The organism is Microbacterium sp. MAH-37, assembly GCF_009758255.1.
Taxonomy (GTDB): domain Bacteria; phylum Actinomycetota; class Actinomycetes; order Actinomycetales; family Microbacteriaceae; genus Microbacterium.
Genome location: NZ_WSEN01000008.1, coordinates 110,185 through 130,524, shown reverse-complemented (window position 1 = coordinate 130,524; position 20,340 = coordinate 110,185). Strand labels below are relative to the sequence as shown.

Annotated in this window: 16 protein-coding genes; 9 read left to right on the top strand and 7 right to left on the bottom strand. The window is 69.7% G+C overall.

The window, feature by feature from the left end; genetic code table 11:
* Positions 1 to 42 precede the first annotated feature (42 nt).
* Positions 43 to 2,715: a M4 family metallopeptidase gene (locus tag GON06_RS10980; RefSeq protein ID WP_157312353.1), complete on the bottom strand. Its 2,673-nt coding sequence runs from the start codon at positions 2,713 to 2,715 to the stop codon at positions 43 to 45.
* Between the two features lie 147 nt (positions 2,716 to 2,862).
* Here GON06_RS10980 and GON06_RS10975 point away from each other — a divergent pair, with 147 nt between their 5' ends.
* Positions 2,863 to 3,864: a LuxR family transcriptional regulator gene (locus GON06_RS10975; protein WP_157312352.1), complete on the top strand. Its 1,002-nt coding sequence runs from the start codon at positions 2,863 to 2,865 to the stop codon at positions 3,862 to 3,864.
* Positions 3,865 to 3,928: 64 nt separating this feature from the next.
* Here the strand turns inward: GON06_RS10975 and GON06_RS10970 are convergent, their stop codons facing one another.
* The 3 genes from GON06_RS10970 to GON06_RS10960 form a co-directional block, all read right to left on the bottom strand.
* On the bottom strand, positions 3,929 to 5,482 hold the full coding sequence (locus GON06_RS10970) for a dihydrolipoyl dehydrogenase family protein (protein WP_157312351.1): 1,554 nt from the start codon (positions 5,480 to 5,482) through the stop codon (positions 3,929 to 3,931).
* A 128-nt stretch (positions 5,483 to 5,610) separates the two neighbouring features.
* Positions 5,611 to 7,239 (bottom strand): acyl-CoA dehydrogenase family protein, encoded by a 1,629-nt coding sequence (locus tag GON06_RS10965; protein ID WP_157312350.1) that lies wholly within the window; start codon positions 7,237 to 7,239, stop codon positions 5,611 to 5,613.
* Positions 7,236 to 7,856, bottom strand: coding sequence for a TetR/AcrR family transcriptional regulator (locus tag GON06_RS10960; RefSeq protein ID WP_157312349.1), 621 nt, complete (start codon positions 7,854 to 7,856; stop codon positions 7,236 to 7,238). Before GON06_RS10960 ends, GON06_RS10965 begins: the two co-directional genes overlap by 4 nt.
* 121 nt (positions 7,857 to 7,977) lie before the next feature.
* Between GON06_RS10960 and GON06_RS10955 the strand changes: the two genes are divergently transcribed.
* The 8 genes from GON06_RS10955 to glmM all read left to right on the top strand — a co-directional run bounded on the left by GON06_RS10955 (position 7,978) and on the right by glmM (position 15,772).
* Entirely contained in the window at positions 7,978 to 9,486 is a 1,509-nt protein-coding gene (locus GON06_RS10955; RefSeq protein ID WP_157312348.1) for a class I adenylate-forming enzyme family protein, read from the top strand.
* 121 nt (positions 9,487 to 9,607) lie between these two features.
* A complete protein-coding gene (gene truA / locus GON06_RS10950; RefSeq protein WP_332837417.1) occupies positions 9,608 to 10,474 on the top strand; it encodes a tRNA pseudouridine(38-40) synthase TruA in 867 nt (288 codons plus the stop codon).
* A complete protein-coding gene (locus GON06_RS10945) occupies positions 10,471 to 11,736 on the top strand; it encodes a hypothetical protein (protein ID WP_157312346.1) in 1,266 nt (421 codons plus the stop codon). The genes truA and GON06_RS10945 overlap by 4 nt, the downstream gene beginning before the upstream one ends.
* Positions 11,736 to 12,422 carry an endonuclease/exonuclease/phosphatase family protein gene (locus GON06_RS10940; protein WP_198346687.1) on the top strand — a complete coding sequence of 229 codons (687 nt, stop codon included), beginning with the start codon at positions 11,736 to 11,738 and terminating at the stop codon, positions 12,420 to 12,422. Before GON06_RS10945 ends, GON06_RS10940 begins: the two co-directional genes overlap by 1 nt.
* A 136-nt stretch (positions 12,423 to 12,558) precedes the next feature.
* Entirely contained in the window at positions 12,559 to 13,251 is a 693-nt protein-coding gene (locus tag GON06_RS10935) for an arsenate reductase/protein-tyrosine-phosphatase family protein (protein ID WP_157312344.1), read from the top strand.
* Between the two features lie 185 nt (positions 13,252 to 13,436).
* Positions 13,437 to 13,883, top strand: a complete 447-nt coding sequence (gene rplM / locus GON06_RS10930; protein WP_332837416.1) for a 50S ribosomal protein L13 — start codon at positions 13,437 to 13,439, stop codon at positions 13,881 to 13,883.
* 27 nt (positions 13,884 to 13,910) lie between these two features.
* Entirely contained in the window at positions 13,911 to 14,396 is a 486-nt protein-coding gene (rpsI, locus tag GON06_RS10925; protein WP_332837415.1) for a 30S ribosomal protein S9, read from the top strand.
* Between the two features lie 17 nt (positions 14,397 to 14,413).
* Positions 14,414 to 15,772: a phosphoglucosamine mutase gene (glmM, locus tag GON06_RS10920; RefSeq protein ID WP_157312343.1), complete on the top strand. Its 1,359-nt coding sequence runs from the start codon at positions 14,414 to 14,416 to the stop codon at positions 15,770 to 15,772.
* Positions 15,773 to 15,834: 62 nt separating this feature from the next.
* On the opposite strand, the gene GON06_RS10915 is transcribed toward glmM, so the two are convergent.
* From GON06_RS10915 to GON06_RS10905, 3 genes are all read right to left on the bottom strand, one after another.
* On the bottom strand, positions 15,835 to 17,691 hold the full coding sequence (locus GON06_RS10915) for a sigma-70 family RNA polymerase sigma factor (protein ID WP_157312342.1): 1,857 nt from the start codon (positions 17,689 to 17,691) through the stop codon (positions 15,835 to 15,837).
* 339 nt (positions 17,692 to 18,030) lie between these two features.
* On the bottom strand, positions 18,031 to 19,047 hold the full coding sequence (locus GON06_RS18740; RefSeq protein WP_332837414.1) for an LCP family protein: 1,017 nt from the start codon (positions 19,045 to 19,047) through the stop codon (positions 18,031 to 18,033).
* Between the two features lie 35 nt (positions 19,048 to 19,082).
* The gene (locus GON06_RS10905) at positions 19,083 to 20,297 is read right to left on the bottom strand and encodes a heparan-alpha-glucosaminide N-acetyltransferase domain-containing protein (protein ID WP_157312340.1); all 1,215 of its coding nucleotides are present in this window, start codon (positions 20,295 to 20,297) and stop codon (positions 19,083 to 19,085) included.
* Between the last annotated feature and the right edge of the window lie 43 nt (positions 20,298 to 20,340).

Here is a 20,340-nt window from a genome sequence, read left to right as displayed (position 1 = left end):
CGGGCATTCGCCCGCCGGACCCTCCGATCCGCTGCTACTGCGTCAGCACTGCTGGCGCGGCTTGTCGCGCACGACCAGCGAGGTGTCGCCGTATGAGGTGTCCAGCCACACCGCGCGGGTGCCCTCATCGGCGGCGACACGCAGCTGCATGCCGGTGGCGCATGACATCGGCAGCACCTGGCCGCCCTCGAGGCCGACCTGGAAGACCTTCGGCGGCATGTCGCCGGGCCAGTCCTCGTAGGTGACGGCCTGTGCGGTGGCCTCGTAGCCGCCGAGCACCGGTGCATCGTCGCTGAGCTCGTCGACGATGACCTTGCGGTCGCCGCCGGACCAGTCGACCGAGATGATCCCCGTGCGCGCACCGGCCTTCAGGTCGGCGCCGAGCACGATGCGGTCGTCCAGCGCCTTGGGCGCGTAGAGTCCTGCGTTCGGGTTGCCCGCATCCGGCGTGATCTCGGGGAGCATCGTCTCGGTGCCGGTCGCGAGGTCGCGCACGAAGAGGTTCAGGTGATACCCCTGCGCGTCGGGCCAGCTCTTCATGTAGACCATGCGGCCGTCGTTGATCGAACCGTAGGCGCTGCCGATGTGGTACGTGGTGTCCACCGGGATGACCTTGTTCGGCTCGTTGACGTTCACGTAGTACTGCTTCGGCTTGCCGTACACCGGCGAGGTCCAGGTGACCCAGTCGCCGTCGATGTTCAGGAACGACGGGCTGGTGCCGAAGCCGATCTGCTTCGGCTCGCCGCTGCCGTCGACCGGTGCGATCATCAGTCGTGCCTCGGTCGACCCCCAGGCCCACCAGGCGACGTTCTTGCCGTCGGTGGCCGGCAGCACGTTGTACCGCTTGGGCATGTCGGGGCGCTGGTCGGGCAGGGCGTCCGAGATCTTGATCTTCTCGTCAGTGCCGTCGGTGCGGCCGGAGTAGATCGCGTACGGCTCCTGGTTCGCGCTGGTCTGCGACATGACCCACCAGCCGCCCGCTGCGGCCGGTCCGGTGCGCTCGGTCCAGATGTCCTTCATCAGGCGGGTGGAGTCACCGGCGAGCTGCTGCCAGTTCTCCTTGATGCCGTGCTTGTTGAACGCCGACTGGATCGGGCCCATCGGCATCTTCAGATCGCGCGCGGCCTGCTCCACGGCCTTGCGGCCGGCGACGAAGTCATCGAGCGGGGTCATGTACTCGCTGAGTGCCTTGTAGACCAGTGCGTCGGCCTTGTCACCGCCGATGTTCTTACGGATGTCCCACAGGGCCCCCGAGAAGATCGTCGAGTTGTAGTGCACGCCGGCGTTGTCCTGTTCGAGCGCCATGCCCAGGTAGGTCGTGATGGAGCGGCCGTCGGCCAGATCGCGCAGCGCGCAATCCCGCGGTGACAGCGTGCGGCAGAGGTCCTCGCCGAGCAGTCCCGCGTTCGGGTCATCCATCGACGTACCGGACTCCTGCACGTCGAGCGCGTTGCCGAAGTAGTCGGCGATGCCCTCGTTCATCGCGCCGGACTGGCCGGCGTAGACGAGGTTGGCGGTGTGCTCGATGACGCCGTGGGTCATCTCGTGGCCCACCACGTCGATCTCGGACGACATGACCTTGTACTCGGCGTCGCCCGATCCATACACCATCTTCTTGCCGTCCCAGAAGGCGTTCACATAGGGCTGGTGGTAGTAGGTGACGCCGACGACCGAGGTCACGTCGGTGCCCTTGCCGTCCAGACCGTCGCGACCGAGAGACTTGTAGTAGTCCAGGACCTTGCCCGCGTTGACGTGCGCGTCCACGAGCCCGGCATCGGTCGCGTCGCTTCCGAAGTCGGGCGTGGGGCCGTTGTAGATGTCCGTGAGCGAGGCCGGCCAGACACCGAGGAGCTGGGTGACCTCGTACTTGCTGCCGTCGAAGGTCGCGACCTCGGCCTCGGAGCCGGGCAGGCGCGACTGGTCCAGGAACAGGTACTGGCCGTCGTGGTTCTTGGTCAGCTGCAGCGGCACCTTCTTGCCGGAGGTGAGCACACCGGTGCCCTCGACCGCGTCTCCGGTCCAGTCCTGGGTGTGGATCGCGTCGAGCGCGAACATCGGCCATGCGGTGTCGGCGTCGACGTACACGTTCTTGATGACGGGCGTGCCGTCGTCGGGGTTCGAGGTGCTGACCTGGATGTTGTAGGCCAGCGCGCCCGAGCCGTCCGGAACGATGACGAGCCCTTCGGACTTCGTCTCGACCTTCAGCGGGTCGCCGGCGACCATCTTGCCGCGCATCAGCTGCTCGCGGATGTACGCCTCGGCCTGCGCCGCGGCCTGTTCTGCCGTGGCATCCGCCTTGGTGTCGACGTCGAGGTCGGTCAGATAGGTGCCGTTCGTGCTGAGGATGGTCGTGCTGTCCGTGTCGGACTTCATGTGCACGAGATACTGCGCGCCGAACACGGGGACGTCGTTGACGGTCTGCTGCAGGCGCACCGTCTCGGTGCCCTGCGAACCCGTCGTGCCGACGACCTTCACGTCGGACGTGTCGATGCCGAACGCATCCTTGTTGTCCGCGAGGTACGTGGTCGCGGCCTCTGCGGCATCCGTCGTGGCGATCTCGGCATTGATGTCCAGGACCTGCGATGGGGTGTCGGTGGTCGGCGTGTCGACGGGGTCGGACGCATCATCGGCGAACGCGACGGGCGCGATCGCCAAGGACGCGGCGACACCGAACGCGGAGGTGACCGCGATCAGGCGTGTGCGTTGTCTCGACATGGGAGAATCTCCATTTGGTGATGGTGTGGGGAACCGGCCCGCTTCATCGCGAGCTTTCCCTCATTGAATTGCCATGGCTTCGACAAAGGCAATGCTCTGACTCGTCCACTTCTGGGCAGTGCAGAGAAGTGGGCAGGAGGGTCCTCGATGACGGATGCGGCGGACGGACTGTCCTGGACCGGGCTTCCAGCGGAAGACCTCGCCCTCTACCAGCGCCTCCTCGCCCAAGGAGCAGATGCCGCGAATGCGGCGCCCCCGCAGCAGGTCGATCGGCTCGTGGAGGCCGGATTCCTCTCCGAGGGCGAGCCGGTCGCGCCCGGTACCGCCCTGCGCACGGCGCTGCACGCGCAGTTCGCCCACGCGCACCGCAGGCTGGCAGAGCTGGAAACGGCGTCCGAAGGGATCAACCGGATGGTGGCGGAGCTCGCTGCGTCGCCGGGCGCGCTCGTCGCGCACGGCATGGAGCTGGTCTCCGGGGCGGAGCAGATCCGCCGGCGAGCCGATGACCTTGTCGATTCCGCGCGGGACGAGATCCTGGTGCTGAACTCCCCGCCCTATGCGCAGCCCGAAGTCGAGCCCGAGGAGGACGACCCCGACGGGCCACCGACGGCCGGCGGCACCAAAGCAGGCATGGCTGTGGCGCGCGGGGTGAACGTGCGCAACGTGTTCGCGAAGAGCGGGCTCGACGCGCCGCGCCGCATGGCTGCGATTACCGAGCTGGCCGAGTGGGGCATGGGCGTGCGTGTGCATCCTTCCGTGCCCACCAAGATGATGATCATCGACCGGACGACGGTGCTCATGCCGCCGTCCGCGGCGGCCGATCCACTCGAGCACGCACTGGTCATCCGCGACGGCTTGCTGATGAACGCCCTGCTGCCGCTGTTCGAGATGCTCTGGGAGACGGCGGTGCCGCTCGGCGCTGTTCCGGCATCCGGCGCGTCGGATGCCGGCGACGCACCGCCCACCGTCGATGAGCGCGTGCTGATCGCGCTGCTGGCCAGCGGTCTGAAGGACGAGGCGATCGCGCGGCAGCTGGATGTGCACGTGCACACCGCGCGCCGCCGCATCAACGCCGTGATCGACCGTTTGGATGCGACGACCCGGTTCCAGGCCGGTCTGCAGGCGGCGCGCCGGGGCTGGCTGGACTGACGCCGGGTCTCAGGCCGTCCAGCCGAACGGACGCTCCCGGTCGAGCTCGGCGTCCTTGCCGCTGCTATCCCCGGTCGTGACTGTGGTCCGCGACATCCGGCTCGGCGCGGTTCAGATCTGCGGCCTCTTCCTCGGGGCGCGGCGCGATGTTCTCGTCGACCTCGAGCTCGGGGATGCTCGGCTCGCCGGCCGCGGGGATGTGGTGCGCGCCGGCCACCGGCCGACCGTACTCCTCGAGGAAACGCAGCCATACCTCGCTGACCGTCGGATACGCGGGCACGGCGTGCCACAGTCGGTCGATCGGCACCTCGCCGACGATCGCGATCGTCGCCGCCTGCACCAGGTCGGCGACATCCGGCCCGGCGAAGGTCGCGCCGACGATCACCCGGCGGTCCTCGTCGACGATCATCCGGCCCTGCCCGTGGTAGTCGACGGCGTGCACGGACGCACCGGCCAGCCACGACAGGTCGTAGTCGATCACTCGCGTGCGCAGGCCGGCGGCATCCGCCTCCGCCGCCGTCAGGCCAACGGCGGCAACCTCGGGATCGGTGAACACGACCTGCGGGACGGCGCGATGATCGGCGGTGGCGACGTGCGCGCCCCACGGCGCGTCGTCGACGGGCGCGCCGTGCGCGCGAGCGGCGATCACGTCGCCGGCGGCACGCGCCTGGTACTTGCCCTGATGGGTGAACAGGGCGCGGTGGGTCACGTCGCCGACGGCATACAGCCAGTCGAACCCGGGCACGCGCATGGTGTCGTCGGTCTCGAGCCATCCACCGGGCTTCAGACCGATCGCCTCGAGGCCGAGGTCGTCGGTGCGCGGGGAGCGGCCGGTCGCGACGAGGACCTCCTCGGCCAGGAGTGTCTCGCCCTCGAGCGAGATGCGCACCCCGTCGGGGTCGCGGTCGACGGATGCCGGTGACGTGTCGGTCAGGATGCGCACGCCCTGCTCCTCGAGCCCCGCCACGACGAGCCCGGCGGCGAACGGCTCGATGCTGCCGAGTATGCGTCCGCGGGCGATCATCGTGACCTCTGTGCCGAACGAGGCGTAGGCGGCGGCCATCTCGGCGCCGACGACTCCGCCTCCGATGACGGCGAGGCTGGCGGGGGCGCGCTTCGCGCTGGTCGCCTCGCGGCTGGTCCACGGGTTCGAGTCCCGCAGCCCGGGGATGTCGGGGATCGTCGCCCTCGACCCGGTGACGACGGCCACCGCGTGCCGGGCCGTCAGCACGACGCCAGCGGCCGCGACCTCGATCTGCTTCGGCCCGATGAACCGGCCGTGGCCGCGGATCAGGTCGATGCCCGCGCCCTCCACCCAGCGCACCTGGCTGTCGTCGTGCCAGTGGTTGGTCACCTCGTCGCGGCGGGCGAAGACGGCGCTGACGTCGAGGTCGCCGGTGATCGCTTCGGATGCTCCCGGCACACGCCGCGCGGCGCGCAGCGCGGCGGCGGGGCGGAGCAGGGCCTTCGAGGGCATGCACGCCCAGTAGGAGCATTCGCCTCCGACGAGTTCGTCCTCGACGATGACGACGGACAGGCCGCCCTGCACCGCTCTGTCTGCGACGTTCTCGCCGACGGCTCCGCCGCCCAGCACGATCAGGTCGTATTCGGTCTGCATCGGTGCCCCTTCTCCGCGGTGGTCGCCATGCTACCCCGGCGGGTCGGGCGCTTCCCCTTGCTCCGGTCTCACTCGTTGCGGGTGCGGGGCCGGAGCACCCGCATCCGTTGAGACCGGAGCTGCCGAGGTCAGGCGCGGGATGCGACCGCGGCGGCGTCGACGCCGGCGGGCAGTGCACCGAAGAGGGCGCCGCTCGCGAAACCGGAGTCAGGGCCGAGGCGGGATGCCACGAAGCCGTCGGCCACGGCCGCCGGACCGTGCTGCACGAGCAGCGACCCCTGCAGCGCCAGGGCCAGCGCCCCGACCAGTTCCCGCGCGCGCAGCTCGGGTGCGGCATCCGTCGCCACGGCGCGGACCAGAGCGCGGGTGCGATCCAGGTGCGCGTCGAGCCGGGCATCCGCTCCTCTTGCGAGCGAGACCTCGGCGTCGAACGCCTCGAAGGCGCCGGGCTCGCGGCCGAGCGCGCGCAGCACGTCGAGCGCGATCACGTTGCCAGAGCCCTCCCACACCGCCATCACAGGCTGCTCGCGGTACCGCATCGCAAGCGGGAAGTCCTCCGTGATGCCGTTGCCGCCCAGGCACTCCAGCGCCTCGGCGGCGTGCGCCGGGCCGCGCTTGCAGGCCCAGTACTTCATCACGGCTGTGCCCAGCCGCGTGAATGCGACATCCTGCTCCGAGGCATCCGTGTCGTACGCGCGGGCCAGCCGCAGCGCGGCGGCGGTGACGCCCTCGACCTCGAGCTGCAGGTCGGCGATGACACCGGTCATGGCGGGCTGGTCGATCAGCATCCGTCCGAAAGCGGCGCGGTGCCTGGCGTGCCAGGACGCCTCCGCGACCGCCTGCCGCATGCCGGCGAGCGACCCGAGGATGCAGTCCAGCCGGGTGTTCGTGACCATCTCGATGATGGTGCGCACGCCGCGCCCCTCCTCGCCGAGGAGGTGCGCGACGGCGCCCTCGTATTCGACCTCGCTCGATGCGTTCGACGCATTGCCGAGCTTGTCCTTCAGCCGCATGACGCGCATGGCGTTGCGACTGCCGTCCTCGCGCAGCCGCGGCAGCAGGAAGCACGACAGTCCGCCGGGAGCCTGCGCGAGCACGAGGAAGCCGTCCGACATCGGCGCCGAGCAGAACCACTTGTGTCCGGTGAGCTCGTAGCGTCCCTCGCCGATCGGCACGGCGACGGTCGTGTTCGCCCGCACGTCCGACCCGCCCTGCTTCTCGGTCATCGCCATGCCGAACAGCGCACTCTGCTTGCCCGGCACCAGGTCGGGCGAGTACGAGCGCGACAGCAGTCGCGGCATCCACTCCGCCGCCAGCGACGGATGCTGCGCGATCACCGGCGCGGCCGAGTGCGTCATCGACACCGGGCAGGCGTGCCCCGGCTCGATCTGCGCGTAGAGCATGAAGGATGCCGCCCGCGCGACGTTCGCGCCGGGCCGCGGGTCGGCGAAGGCGCTGGTGTGCGCGCCGTCGGCGACCGCGGCCGAGATCACGCGGTGGTACGACGGGTCGTACTCGACCTCGTCGATGCGGTTGCCCCAGCGGTCGTGCGTGTGCAGCTGGGGCTTGTTGCGGTTCGCGCGGCGCGCGTCGGCCTGGAACTCGGCCGTCCCGACCCGGATGCCGGTGGCGTGCAGCTCGTCCTGCGCCCAGTCGGCGTCGTACCGGGCGACGCCTTCGGCGAGCGCGACGTTGGCCGCGTACTCGTCGACGTCGACGCGGGCGGGGGACTGGTTGAGGACCTCGTGCGTGCTCATGATTCCTTCTCGGTGTGATGCTCGGGGGCGGCGCCGACGGCGCGCAGGCACAGTTCGGAGATCGCGGCGACGACGGCACCCGGATCGTCCTCGTCCGCGCTGACGGGCGTGAGCGGGCCGGCCAGCGCCTCTCCGATCGCGCCGACGAGACCGGCGGCGGTGATCGCCGGATGCTGCGGGGCGAACGTGCCCTCGCGAACGCCCTGCGTCACGATCTCGGTGAGGATGTCGGCGTAGCCGCGTCGATAGGTCAGCCTCTCCTCGTCGATCGCGCGTCCGACCGGCTCGACGAGCAGCGCCCACGCGAGGCGTCCACCGCGCAGCGCCCTGGTGGCGAAGGTCTCGATGAGCACGAGCAGACGGCCGGGGGCATCCGTGCGCTTCGAGGCGACCACGGCCTGGTCGACGGCCGCGAGCTCGGTGCCGGCGCAGCGGCGGAACACCTCGGCGAGCACGTCGTCGACGCCGTCGGCGTAGCTGTAGAGCAGACCGGCGCTCATGCCGGCACGGGCGGTGACAGCCTTGACCGATGCCGCGCCGAACCCGGAGTCCCGCACGATCGCCGTCGCGGCCTCGATGAGGTCCTCCCGGCGTCCTGCTTCGCGACGCTGTGCCATCCCGTGCTCCTTCGCTCCGGTTCACAAGCCAGTTGAATCGTGATTCAATGTCCGTATTGAATCACGATTCAATACTCGAGGCAACGCCGCCGAACACCCGACACGATGACGTGAGGACCCGATGAACCTGACCTGGATGCTGGAGCGCTCCGCCCGCACCTTCCCCGACAAGCCCGCGATCGTCTCCGAATTAGGCACGCTCGACTACCGGGAGCTGCTGGCCGCCTCGCGCCGCGCCGCCGCCGTGTTCCGCGACGCTGGCGTGCAGCCGGGCGACCGCGTCGGCGTGATGGCCTACAACACCCCGGCCTTCGCCGTCGCTGCCTTCGGCCTGTGGCGCGCCGGTGCCGCGCTCGTGCCGGTGAATCACAAGTTCACCGCTCGCGAGGTGGCCTACGTCGCCGCGCACGCCGGGCTGATGCTCGTCGTCGCCGACGTCGATCTCGAGGGTCGCGTGCGCGAGGGCGCCCCGGATGCCACGGTGCTGACCATCGCCGATGACGGATCGGGTTCGTTCGACGCTGCTGTCGCCACGGCGGAGGAGTGGGACGGCGTCGAGGTCGGCGGCGACGAGATCGCGCAGGTGCTCTACACCTCCGGCACCACGAGCAGCCCGAAGGGATGCCTGCACACCCACGAAGGCCTGGCCAACGTGCCCGCCTACACGACCGCCGCGGTGGGGCTGCAGCGCGAAGACCGGTTCCTGATCGCCATGCCGATCTGGCACGCGTCGCCGCTGAACAACTGGTTCCTGTCGATGATGTACCTCGGCGGCACGGCGGTGCTGCTGAAGGAGTACCACCCGGTGCACTTCCTGCAGACGGTGCAGCAGCACCGCGTGACGGTGTTCTTCGGTGCGCCGATCGCCTACCTCGCACCGCTGAAGGTGCTGCCGTCGGCGGGCATGAGCCTCGGCGACTTCGACCTGTCATCGATGCGCCTCTGGGCCTACGGCGGAGCGCCCATGGGCGCCGACACCGTCCGTATGCTGCAGAAGGCGTATGGCACAGACGCGTTCTACCAGGTGTACGGGATGAGTGAGATGGGGCCGGTCGGATCGGCTCTCTACCCCGCCGAGCAGATCGAGAAGGCCGGCTCGATCGGCGCCGGCGGCATGCCGGGTGTCGACATCCGGGTGGTGAATCCGGAGGGCTCCGAGGCGACCGCCGGCGAGATCGGCGAGCTCTGGATGCGCTCCGCAACGCGGATGGTCGGGTACCTGAACGACGCCGCCGCGACCGACGCCGTCTTCGAGGGTGACTGGTATCGCACCGGCGATCTCGCCCGCGTCGACGCCGACGGCTACCTGTTCATCGTCGACCGGCTGAAGGACGTCGTGATCACCGGCGGTGAGAACGTCTACTCGCCCGAGGTCGAGGAGGCCCTGCGGCAGCATCCGTCCGTCGTGGATGCGGCGATCGTCGGCCGCCCGCACGAGGAGTGGGGTGAGACCGTGGTGGCCGTCGTCGAGGCATCCGGCGACCTGTCGCTCGATGACGTGCGCGTGTTCCTCGCCGACCATCTCGCGAAGTACAAGATCCCGCGCGAGCTGATCGTGCGCGAGGCGCTGCCGCGCAACCCCTCCGGCAAGGTGACCAAGCATGTTCTGCGAGCCGAGCTCGTGGTGTAGTCGACCTCACGCCGCTCCGGTCTCACTCGTTGCGGGTGTTCCCGGCGGGACACCCGCAACCGTTGCGACCGGAGCAGGAAACGGGGCGTGGGGAGCCGAGTCCGGGCCGTACCCTGGAACCGTGCGCATCCGTCTCGACATCGCCTATGACGGCACCCATTTCCGGGGCTGGGCGAAGCAGCCAGGTCTGCGCACGGTGCAGGGCACGCTCGAGGACGCACTGACCCGCATCGTCGGCTCCGACGCGCAGCTCGTCGTCGCCGGCCGCACGGATGCCGGAGTGCACGCTTCCGGTCAGGTCGCGCACGTCGACCTCGACGACGCGCAGTACGCGCGGCTGCAGTCGCGGCACGGCCGCGCGGCCGACGATCCAGCAGGCTCGCTCGCGCACCGGATGCGGGGCGCGCTCGGCGCCTATCCGGATGCCACGGTCACGCGCACCGCCATCGCGCCCGAGGGCTTCGACGCCCGGTTCTCGGCGGTGTGGCGCCGTTACCGATACCGCCTCGCCGACGCCACCGGCGGGTACGACCCGATGCGCCGGCACGACACCACCGCGATGAAGGGCACGCTCGACGAGCATGCGATGGATGCCGCGGCGCAGACCCTGATCGGACTGCACGACTTCGCGGCGTACTGCAAGCCCCGCGAGGAGGCGACGACCATCCGCACGCTGCTGGACTACCGGTGGACGCGGGACGACCACGGTGTGCTGATCGCCGAGGTCAAGGCCGACGCGTTCTGCCACAGCATGGTGCGCGCGCTGGTCGGAGCGTGCGCGGCCGTGGGGGAGGGGCGCCTCGAGGTCGCCGACGTCGCGCGGCTGCGCGATGAGCTCACCCGCACCAGCGCGTTCAAGGTGCTCGCGGCTCGGGGGCTGAGCCTGACCGAGGTCGGATACCCCGCGGATGAGTTGTTGGCATCCCGCGCCGAGCAGACGCGCGCGCGGCGCACGCATCCGGACGAACCGGAGGGAAGTGCAGCGTGACGGCGCCGCCGCGGACCGGGGCGAGGATCGTCGAGGCGACCTCTCCGGTCCTCGTGCTGACCACGGCGTTGCACACCGTGCTCGTGACGGCCTGTGTCTCGACCTGGGTGACTTTCCTCGTCGGTCTCGTGGTCGGGATCGTCAGCGAGGAGACCGGTGTGCTGGAGGGTTTCGACCCCCTGTTCCGTGATGCGGCCGGCGTGCTGCTCATCACCGGGTTCGTGCTGGCAGTGCTGACGCCCGCTGCCGCGATCGTGCGTCGCTTCGCCCTGCTGCCGGCCGTCGAGCGGCTGCACGGTAGCGACTCCGAAGCAGTGCCCCCACTCGAGGCCCGCACGCTGCTGGCGAAGTCGCCGGCCGACGGCGTCCGGCTCGCCGGCACCGTGCTGGTCTGGCTCGGACTGGGACTGGTGGCCCTGTTCCTGCTGGCGATCGCTGTCGGCGGCCTGTGGGACAACGCGGCCGCGTGGGTGCTCACCGCATGCGCCGGTGCGTTGTTCATCGTCGGGGTGCTGCTCTCGTGGCTCGGCACCGCTCTGCTGCGCGCCTTCGACCCGCGGATGCAGGCGCTGGAGAAGCTCTGGCGACGGCTCGTCCCCACCGCCGTCGCCCGCGAGAAGATCCAGCGCTCGAGGCTTCCTGAGGCTCAGCTTCCGCGCATCCTGCAGGCATCCTCCTCTCCGGCGATGCGCGTGGGAGGAATGGTCCTGGCCGGCGTGATGGGCGTCGGCGGCATCGTGCTCTTCGCATCGGTGTACCTGCGTCAGCCGTGCCGCACCTGCGATGAGCGCTACTGGGACGAGCCGGTCGAACGCGGCATCGACGGGCTCAGCCTGTTCGGCGGCACCATGCTCATCATCGGGGCGGTCGCTCTGGCGCTCGTCTGGGCGGGGTTCGTGGTGAGCCGGATCCGCGTGGAGCGCGCGCTACTGCGCTGGCTCGACGCCGCGGGCCCGAGCCGCATAGACGACGAGCGTGCTCGCGCCCTTCTCACCCTGCCGACCGCGCTGGGTGCCGTGGCAGTGACGCTCGCCTTCCTCGGCACCTCGACCCTGATCGCCGCATTCGCATTGCTGGCCGGTGACGCCGCGGGTGCGGTCCCCACGGGGATGCTGGTGAGCGCACTCGCGCTGATCGTCGCCGCTGTGCTGATCGAGCTCATCGGGCAGCGGCGGCAGGTTCGCCTGCGCGAGAGGCTGCGTGACACGACCTGGCCCGGCGACGTGCTCGCCGAGGCCGAGAAGGAAGGAGCCCGCACATGATGAGGATCATCTCCTACAACCTGCGCAAGCATGCCGCCGCGCACGAGCTCGAGGCGCTCGTCGCCGAGCACACGCCCGACCTGCTCTGCCTGCAGGAGGCCGACGTCGAGGCGCTGCCGGAGGACATCGGCGGCATGGTGCTCGCGCATGCCACCGTCGGCAACAGGCTCGGCATCGCGGTGTTCTACCGTCCAGACATGTACCGGGCGATGGATGTGCGCACCATCGGACTGAAGAAGTCGCTGCACGACCGCATCGCGCGGCCGGCGCACGAGCGGGTGGTCGCGGTGCGGCTGCACGACATCGACGACGGGTACGAGTTCATCGCGGCGTCGTTCCACGCGGCGCCGCTGACGGCGCTGAACTCGCTGCGGCGCCACCAGATCCGTGCCGCGCTGGCCGAGCTCGACCAGATGGGTCACGGGCTTCCGGTGCTCATGGTGGGGGACTACAACTACCCGGTGTTCAAGGAGAACCTCGGTGCGACGATCCGTGAGCACGGGTACATGCTGACCCTCAGCGACGAGCGCACGTACACGCGGTACCGGGTGTTCCGCGGGCACTACGACTTCGCGACATCGGTGGGATTCCGGGTCGACCAGGTGCACACGCTGCCGCAGGGCGTGAGCGATCACCGCCCGATCCTGGTCACGGCGACCCGCGCGACGGCATCGCGCGCGCACTGAGCTCCGCCTGCCACGGCGCCCCGAGGCGCTAAACTCGCGGACGACACGCCCCGTTCTGGGGACGGAGCGGTCATGCAACTGGGGATGCGTGACAACACATGCATGTTGAGGTACTTCGGCGCGTGGGACGCCGGCGATGACGAGCCCGCCGTCGCGACGCAGCCGTCGCGAACGAACGCAGGCCGCGTCGTCGAGCCCGGCTGACGATCTGCGCGCCCAGCTCGCGGCGTTCTTCGCCGAGCTCGGACCGCAGACGCCGGCGGATGCTGTCCGGCAGACCCTCTCGGTGCACGTGGTCGGCACAGGCGACGTGTGCCGCTCGCCGCTCGCCGCGGCGCTCCTCGCGCGCCGGTTCGCGCAGGCCGGTACCCCTGCGCACATCGACAGCAGCGGCGTAAGCGCCCAGGTCGGTGCGCCCGCCGACCGGCTCACTCAGCTCGTCGCACGCGAGCACGGCGTCGACCTGTCGTCGCATCGCGCGCGGCCGTTCGACCCGGCATCCGCCGTCCATGCCGCGCTGGTGCTGACGGTGACGCGGCAGCAGCGCGAGGCCGTGATTGCCCTGCTCCCGGCCGCCACCCGGCGCGTGTTCACGCTGCGCGAGTTCGCCGAGGTCGCCCGGCCGCTGGCGGATGCCGGGTACTTGAGAGCCGCGCACCTGATCTCCGAGGCCAATGTGCGGCGTCAGCTCCGCTCCGGCGCGGGCGACGACATCCTCGATCCGATCGGCCGTGGGGAGGTCGCTCACCGTGCCGTGAGCACCGCGATCGCCACTGCCGTCGATACGGTCGCGGGTGTGCTGATCCGCACGGCGGGAGGTCGGCGATGACATCCGGTTTTGCAGCGCGGCCCCCGGATGCCGTATGCTGACCCTTTGGTGCCTGTCATCGGTGTGTCCGTTGGCGGGTGCGACGAACGTGAGCCCTCCACTGGCGTGTTCCCCTCCTTGAGGGAAACCACCCCGGAGCGGGATTCACGAACCTCTCCGTTCGAATCTAAGAAAGCAGCACTATCGTGACGCGCACTTACACCCCCAAGGCTGGCGAAGCTCAGCGTGACTGGGTCGTCATCGACGCAACTGACGTCGTTCTCGGCCGTCTGGCTTCGCACGCCGCCGCACTCCTGCGTGGCAAGCACAAGCCGACCTTCGCGAACCACATCGACTCCGGTGACTTCGTCATCATCGTGAACGCCGAGAAGGTCGCGCTCACCGGTCAGAAGCTCCAGAAGAAGATCGCCTACCGTCACTCGGGCTACCCGGGCGGCCTGAAGGCGACCACCTACTCCGAGCTTCTCGAGAAGAACCCGGTTCGCGCCGTGGAGAAGGCCGTCCGCGGCATGCTCCCGAAGAACAAGCTGGGCGCTCAGCAGCTCACCAAGCTGAAGGTGTACGCCGGTGCCGAGCACCCGCACTCCGCGCAGCAGCCCACGCCGTACACCCTCGACCAGGTCGCCCAGTAAGCGCCGTTTCTCACTAAGGACATACTCGTGGCTGACATCCAGGACTCCACCGAATTCCCGCAGAACTTCACCACCTCGACTCCTGAGTCCGAGGTCGTCGAGACCGCCGCTCCGCGCGTTCTCAGCGTCCCGGGCGCAGCCGTGGGCCGTCGCAAGCAGGCCATCGCCCGCGTGCGCCTCGTCCCCGGCTCCGGCGTGATCACGGTCAACGGCCGTACCCTCGAGGACTACTTCCCGAACAAGCTGCACCAGCAGCTGATCACCGACCCGTTCACGGTTCTGAACCTCACCGGCGCCTACGACGTCATCGCCCGCATCTCGGGTGGCGGCGACTCCGGCCAGGCCGGCGCTCTGCGTCTGGGCATCGCCCGTGCGCTGAACGAGATCGACGCCGAGAACAACCGCCCGACCCTGAAGAAGGCCGGCTTCCTCTCGCGCGACGCCCGCGTCATCGAGCGCAAGAAGGCCGGTCTCAAGAAGGCCCGCAAGGCTCCTCAGTACTCGAAGCGCTGATCCGCACACAGTCCTACATGGCACTGTTCGGTACAGACGGCGTGCGGGGTCTCGCCAATGGCGAGACCCTCACCGCCGGACTTGCGCTCACCCTGGCCCAGGCGACTGCTGTCGTCCTGGGCCAGGGCCGTATTGCCGAGGCTCGCAAGGCCGCCGGCAAGCGCCTCACTGCGGTGGTCGCCCGCGACCCCCGCATCTCGGGGCACTTCCTCAGCGCCGCCGTCGAGGCAGGTCTAGCCTCGTCGGGCGTCGACGTGCTGGATGCCGGCACGCTGCCGACCCCGGCCGCCGCGTTCCTGATCTCCGACATCGACGCCGACTTCGGCGTGATGATCTCGGCGTCGCACAACCCGGCACCTGACAACGGCATCAAGATCTTCGCCCGTGGCGGAGTGAAGCTGCCGGATGTCGTGGAGCAGCGCATCGAAGAGGCGATGTCCGGTCCCAAGCTCGAGCCGCAGGGCGCCGAGGTGGGTCGCGTGAGCCGCTTCTCGGATGCTGAGGACCGTTACGTCCTGCACCTGCTGGCCTCGCTGCCGCACCGCCTGGACGGCCTGCACGTCGTGCTGGACTGCGCCAACGGCGCAGCATCCGGCGCCTCGCCCGAGGCGTTCCGCACCGCGGGCGCGAAGGTGACCGTGATCGGCGCCGATCCCGACGGCATCAACATCAACGACGGCGTGGGATCGACCCACCTCGACAAGCTGGCCGCCGAGGTCGTGCGTGTCGGGGCGGATGTCGGCATCGCGCACGACGGCGACGCCGACCGCTGCCTGGCGGTCGACGCCGATGGCAACGTCGTCGACGGCGACCAGATCATGGCGATCCTCGCCGTGTCGATGAAGCAGCGCGGCAAGCTCAAGGACGACACGCTCGTCGCCACGGTGATGAGCAACCTGGGCCTGCACGTCGCGATGCGCGAGCACGGCATCACGGTGCGTCAGACCGCCGTCGGCGACCGCTACGTGCTCGAGGACATGAACGCCAACGGCTTCTCGCTGGGCGGTGAGCAGTCCGGTCACGTGATCATGAGCGACTTCGCCACCACCGGCGACGGCGTGCTCACCGGCCTGCACATCGTGGCCGAGATGGCGCGCACCGGCAAGTCTCTCGCCGAGCTGGCGTCGGTCATGACCGTGTATCCGCAGGTTCTCGTGAACGTGAAGGGCGTCGACAAGAACCGCGTCGACGATGAGGGCGTGGCCGCCGCTGTGCACGAATGCGAGGAGCTGCTGGGTGACACCGGTCGCGTGCTGCTGCGCGCCTCCGGCACCGAGCCTCTCGTGCGCGTGATGGTCGAGGCGGCGGATGCCGAGACGGCTCGCGACTGCGCAGACCGACTGGCGGTCGTGGTCAAGGAGCGCCTCGCGCTCTGACCGCACAGACCTCGAAGAAGCGGCGTCTCCCGAGAACGGGAGGCGCCGCTTCTGTCTTCGACTCAGGGATCGACGAAGTCGAACGTCATGTCCTCGGCGCTCGGCCCCCACGGGTCGAAGATGATGTCGGGGTCGTAGACGTCGACCGCCTCCTCGACGGGAGGCCCCCAGTAGCCGTCGGCGTCGAGGGCACGGAACGTGAAGTAATACCAGCCGTAGGAGTTCATCCGCAGACGCTTCACCGTGTGGCCGGTCTCGTCGAGGGGAATCAGCGCGGAATGCCCCTCCATCGACGTCACGAAGATGGTGCCGTTCGCGGGACCGGTGGCGGCGATCACGACGCCGGTCGTCTGCGCTTCGGAGACCATCATGTCCTCGAATCCGGTGAGCTCCTCGAAGCCGCTCACGACGATCGGGAGCACCGTCAACGTGCCCGTCGTCACGGGCGAGGAGATCACGCTGTCATACGCCCAGACCTGGTACTCGTGGGTTCCCGCGGGAAGTTCGAGGCCGCGGGGATCGAAGCTCCATGTGCCGTCGGTCGCGACCTCAGGGGCGTAGCGCGTGCCGTCGATCTGCACGGCAACGCTCGATCCGGATGTCGCCTGGCCGCGGATGACAGGTGCCAGGTAGCCCGTGGACTCGGACGCCGTGAGCACTCCGGGCGCGGGGGACACCGGCTCGGTCGTGCCTCCGCCGGGAGACGGCTGCGGCGTGGGCTCGCCGGTCGTCTGGCCCGGACCCGGGACGTTCGGCCCCGCCGGCTGAGGACGCACGGGCGGGGTCGGCAGCAGAGCAGGATCGATCACCAGATCCACGGATTCGATGGACGGATCGTCGTTGTGCCGCCCGGTGCGGGGTTCGCCCGGCGGAGCGTCGATCTCGGCGGTGGGCGGGCCCGCGGTGCGCGCGGGGAGCGGCGCGGGCGGGGAGGGCAGCGGCGCCGTCGGGACGGCCACTGACGCGACATCCTGCACCGGTTCCGTCTGCGGAACAGGTGGCGCGAGGGCGCCGGCGGTGATCGCGACGATCAGGCCGCCGACGGTGAGGGCTCCGATTCCTGCGGCGAGGATGCCGGAGAGCGTGAGCGCGGTCACTCCGGTCACTCCGGTCACGGCGATGGCCGCGGCCGCGGCGGAGCCGCCGGCCAGCGGCGCGACGGCCGGGATGGCGGTGCCGAGCGCGCCGAAGCCGACGGCCGACAGCGCCGTCGTCTGAAGCCGCAGCGCCGAACCGCGCATGTTCGCCAGGATGTCGGCGCAGACCGCGCACTCCGAGACGTGCGCGTCGACCTCGGTCGAGAGCTGCGAGGGTGCGGCATCGGTCAGATAGCGGGGGAGCAGTCGAGCGACGTGGGCGGTGTCGTCCTGCAGCGCAGCGGGCACCTGCCGTTCCAGCCAGCGCAGCTTCAGACCGCTCCTCGCCCGACGGTGCAGGGCGGAGACGGCGTTCGGCTCGATCCCGAGCTCGCGCGCGATGTCAGGCCGCGGCACCGCGGCGACCTCCGAGAGCCACAGCACGCGCTGCCACCGTTCCGGCAGCTCCTGGAACGCGCCCAGCAGATCGGCTGCGTCGGACTCGCGCTCGATCAGGGTGAGGGCGTCGCGCGAGTCCACGCGGTCGACGTGCTCGGTGTCGATGAGGGGCTCCGACTCCTTCCTCCACCGGATCGAGGTGTTGCGCATCACGGCCTTCAGATACGACCGGAACGCGAAGGCGGGTCCCTTCGAGGTGGTCGTCACCTGCTGGTAGACGGCGAGGAACGACTCCGAGACGAGGTCCTCCGCACGAGACGGATACAGGCGTCCGGCATAGCGGAGCGCCGCGCCGACATGCCTGTTCCACAGCGCGACGTATGCGTCGCCGTCGCCGTCACGGAGCGCGTCGAGCAGCTCCGCGTCACTGCGCGGATCGTTCATGGTCCCCTCCCCAGAGGCCCAGGGCCGTGGCCCTCCCTGTCACCATTATCCAGACATGCGGGTGTGCGGTGCCGATGCAGCCCTCGGTCCGCCCCCAGAGCGGACCGCCCCAGCGGACGGATGCCGGCCCGGGACCGGCATCCGTCGAGGGCTGCATCGGCGAGGTCTGATCAGGGGAGCGCTCGCGCGCGATCTGACCCATTCAGAAGGAGTCCGGATGACGCAGAAGGTGACGCGAGGAGCGGAAGATCCTCCGATGAGGCCGAGCCTGCGGCATGAGAAGGGCGCCTCCGGAACTCCGGAGGCGCCCTTCTCGTCAGCAGCTCAGTGAGTGAGCGATCACTTCTGGGTCGCCGCGTACTGCGGCACCGTGTCGTTCTTCAGCGCATCCGAGAGCGCCCGCAGGCCGTCCCAGTCGGGAACGACGATCGACTGGTCGCCGACCGTTCCGGTGCCCTTGGTGGGGGAGGTGAGGAACATCATGTCCTCGGGGCGGACGTCCTTCATCTCGAGACCCAGCTGAGCGGCGACCTGGGCGTTCAGCCCCGAGTCGACGGCGAGGAACTTCGAGATCGCCCCGACCGAGTCGGCGATGCGCGCCGGATTGGTCAGCGTGTCCCTGCTGATGAGCTCGCCGACGAGGCCCTTCACGAACGCCTGCTGGTTGCGCACGCGCTGGTAGTCGCCGTCCTTGAACGGGTAACGGGCGCGCACGTAGGCGAGGGCGGCGTCGCCCTCGACGGTGATCTGCCCCTGCGCGAACTCGTGCCCGTCGGACTTGAACGCGATCGCGTTGTCGAGCGTCACGCCGCCGACGGCCTCGGACAGGCCCTTGAAGCCCTCGAAGTCGACGATGGCGACGTGGTCGATCGGCACCTCGAGAATGCCCTCGATGGTCTGCACGAGCAGGGGCACGCCGCCGAACGACAGCGCGGCGTTGATCTTGTTCTCGCCGTGACCGGGGATCGGCACCCAGTTGTCGCGCATGATCGAGATGATCTGCACGCCGGAGCGGTCGGACGGGATGTGCACGAGCATGATCGTGTCGGACCGCTGTCCGCGGATGTCCTCGACGTTCTTGCCCATGGAGCCACGGGTGTCAGAGCCCAGCAGCAGGATGTTCCTGCCGTCGGGGCTGTCGGCAGGGGTGGTCGGACGCGTCGTCGGGTCCGGGAACACCTGCGAGTCAGGCAGCTTCTCGGCCTGGTCGTACAGCGACGACAGGTGGCCGAGATAGACGGCGCCGGTGACGGCGGCCGCGATGAAGATCCCCAGAACCGTGAACACGATGACCCACGGCCAGCGACGGCGGTGGGTGCGCTCAGGCGCCTCTTCGGGCGCGAAAATATCGGTCACCGGATCATTCTTGCGGATCCCGCTGTAAACACGCCTTATCCGGTCCTTCTCTTGATCCGGCTCGATCCGCTGACCAGGCCCAGCAGCGCCTCGAGCGGTCCCCGGCGCCGCAGCATCGCGAGCACCGCCCCGATCGCCAGCACGCATGCGACCTGGATGACGAAGTTCCACAACGGCAGGTCGGGCGACACCGGATGCCCCTCGATGAACTGCTGGGTGCGCCAGTGCGAGACCGCGGCCGTGGCGATCACGTGCGCGGAGTAGATCGTGAGAGGCGCGGCCCCTGCGCACCGGATCGCTTCCAGGACGAACCCGCCGCGAGGGCGCCCGGCGTCGAAGAGCATGACGAGCAGTCCGATCAGGAAGCAGGCGCCGGCGACGGTGCGCAGCATGTCTGCCGGGCTTCCGGAGTGCGCGCTCGGCATGAGCAGCATCCAGAGATCGGTGCCGGGCGGTGCCCCGCGTGCCCCGGCGAGCACCTGATCATCGAGCCCGGTCGGCAGACCGAACCACGCGGGGCGGTACCGCGCGACGCGTCCGATCGCCGTGAGGAACAGGAACACGGCCAGCCCGGCGACCCACAGCCACAGGGTCACGCGCCGCAGGGTGCCGTCGCGCCGGGCGCGCAGCAGCAGCCGCGCGAGCAGGATGCCGGTGAGCATGTACGCCACCCAGGTGATGGCCGGATAGTGGCCGGTGAGCAGCAGGTCGCGTGCGCTGCGCGCGATCTGCTCGGGGATGCTGGGCGTCGTGTCCACGGGGATCGCCGCGAGACCGGCGCGCACCCGTGCGTTGACCGCGGCGCCGAAGACCCAGAGCACGGCGGCGATCGCGCCGATCACCCAGGACGGCAGCCAGAGCGCGGTCGCAGCGATGATCATCGCGATGCCGAAGTAGGGGAGGACGACCGAGATGGGGCTGTTCAGCTGCATCAGTCCCCAGCCGATCAGCGCGATGGCGACGCCGCGGATGCAGATGCTGATGTAGATCCGCCAGGCCGGAGCCCCTCTCATGCTGCGCGTCAGCAGCACCAGGCTGACTCCGCCGAGCACGGCGAACGTGGTGGCCGCGGTGCTGGCGACGAACAGGATCTCCGCGACGTTGAGCAGGCGGCCGACGAGCATCGCGTTCGGATCGGCGGCAAGGCCCGAGAGCAGGTGCGCCGACATCATCCCGACGATCGCGATGAACCGGGCCAGATCGATGCCGACGAACCGGCGGCGTTCCTGAGGGGCGGCGATGTCGCGCATCCCGTCATTCTGCCGGTGCCGTGCGCGAAAGTCCCGGTACTTG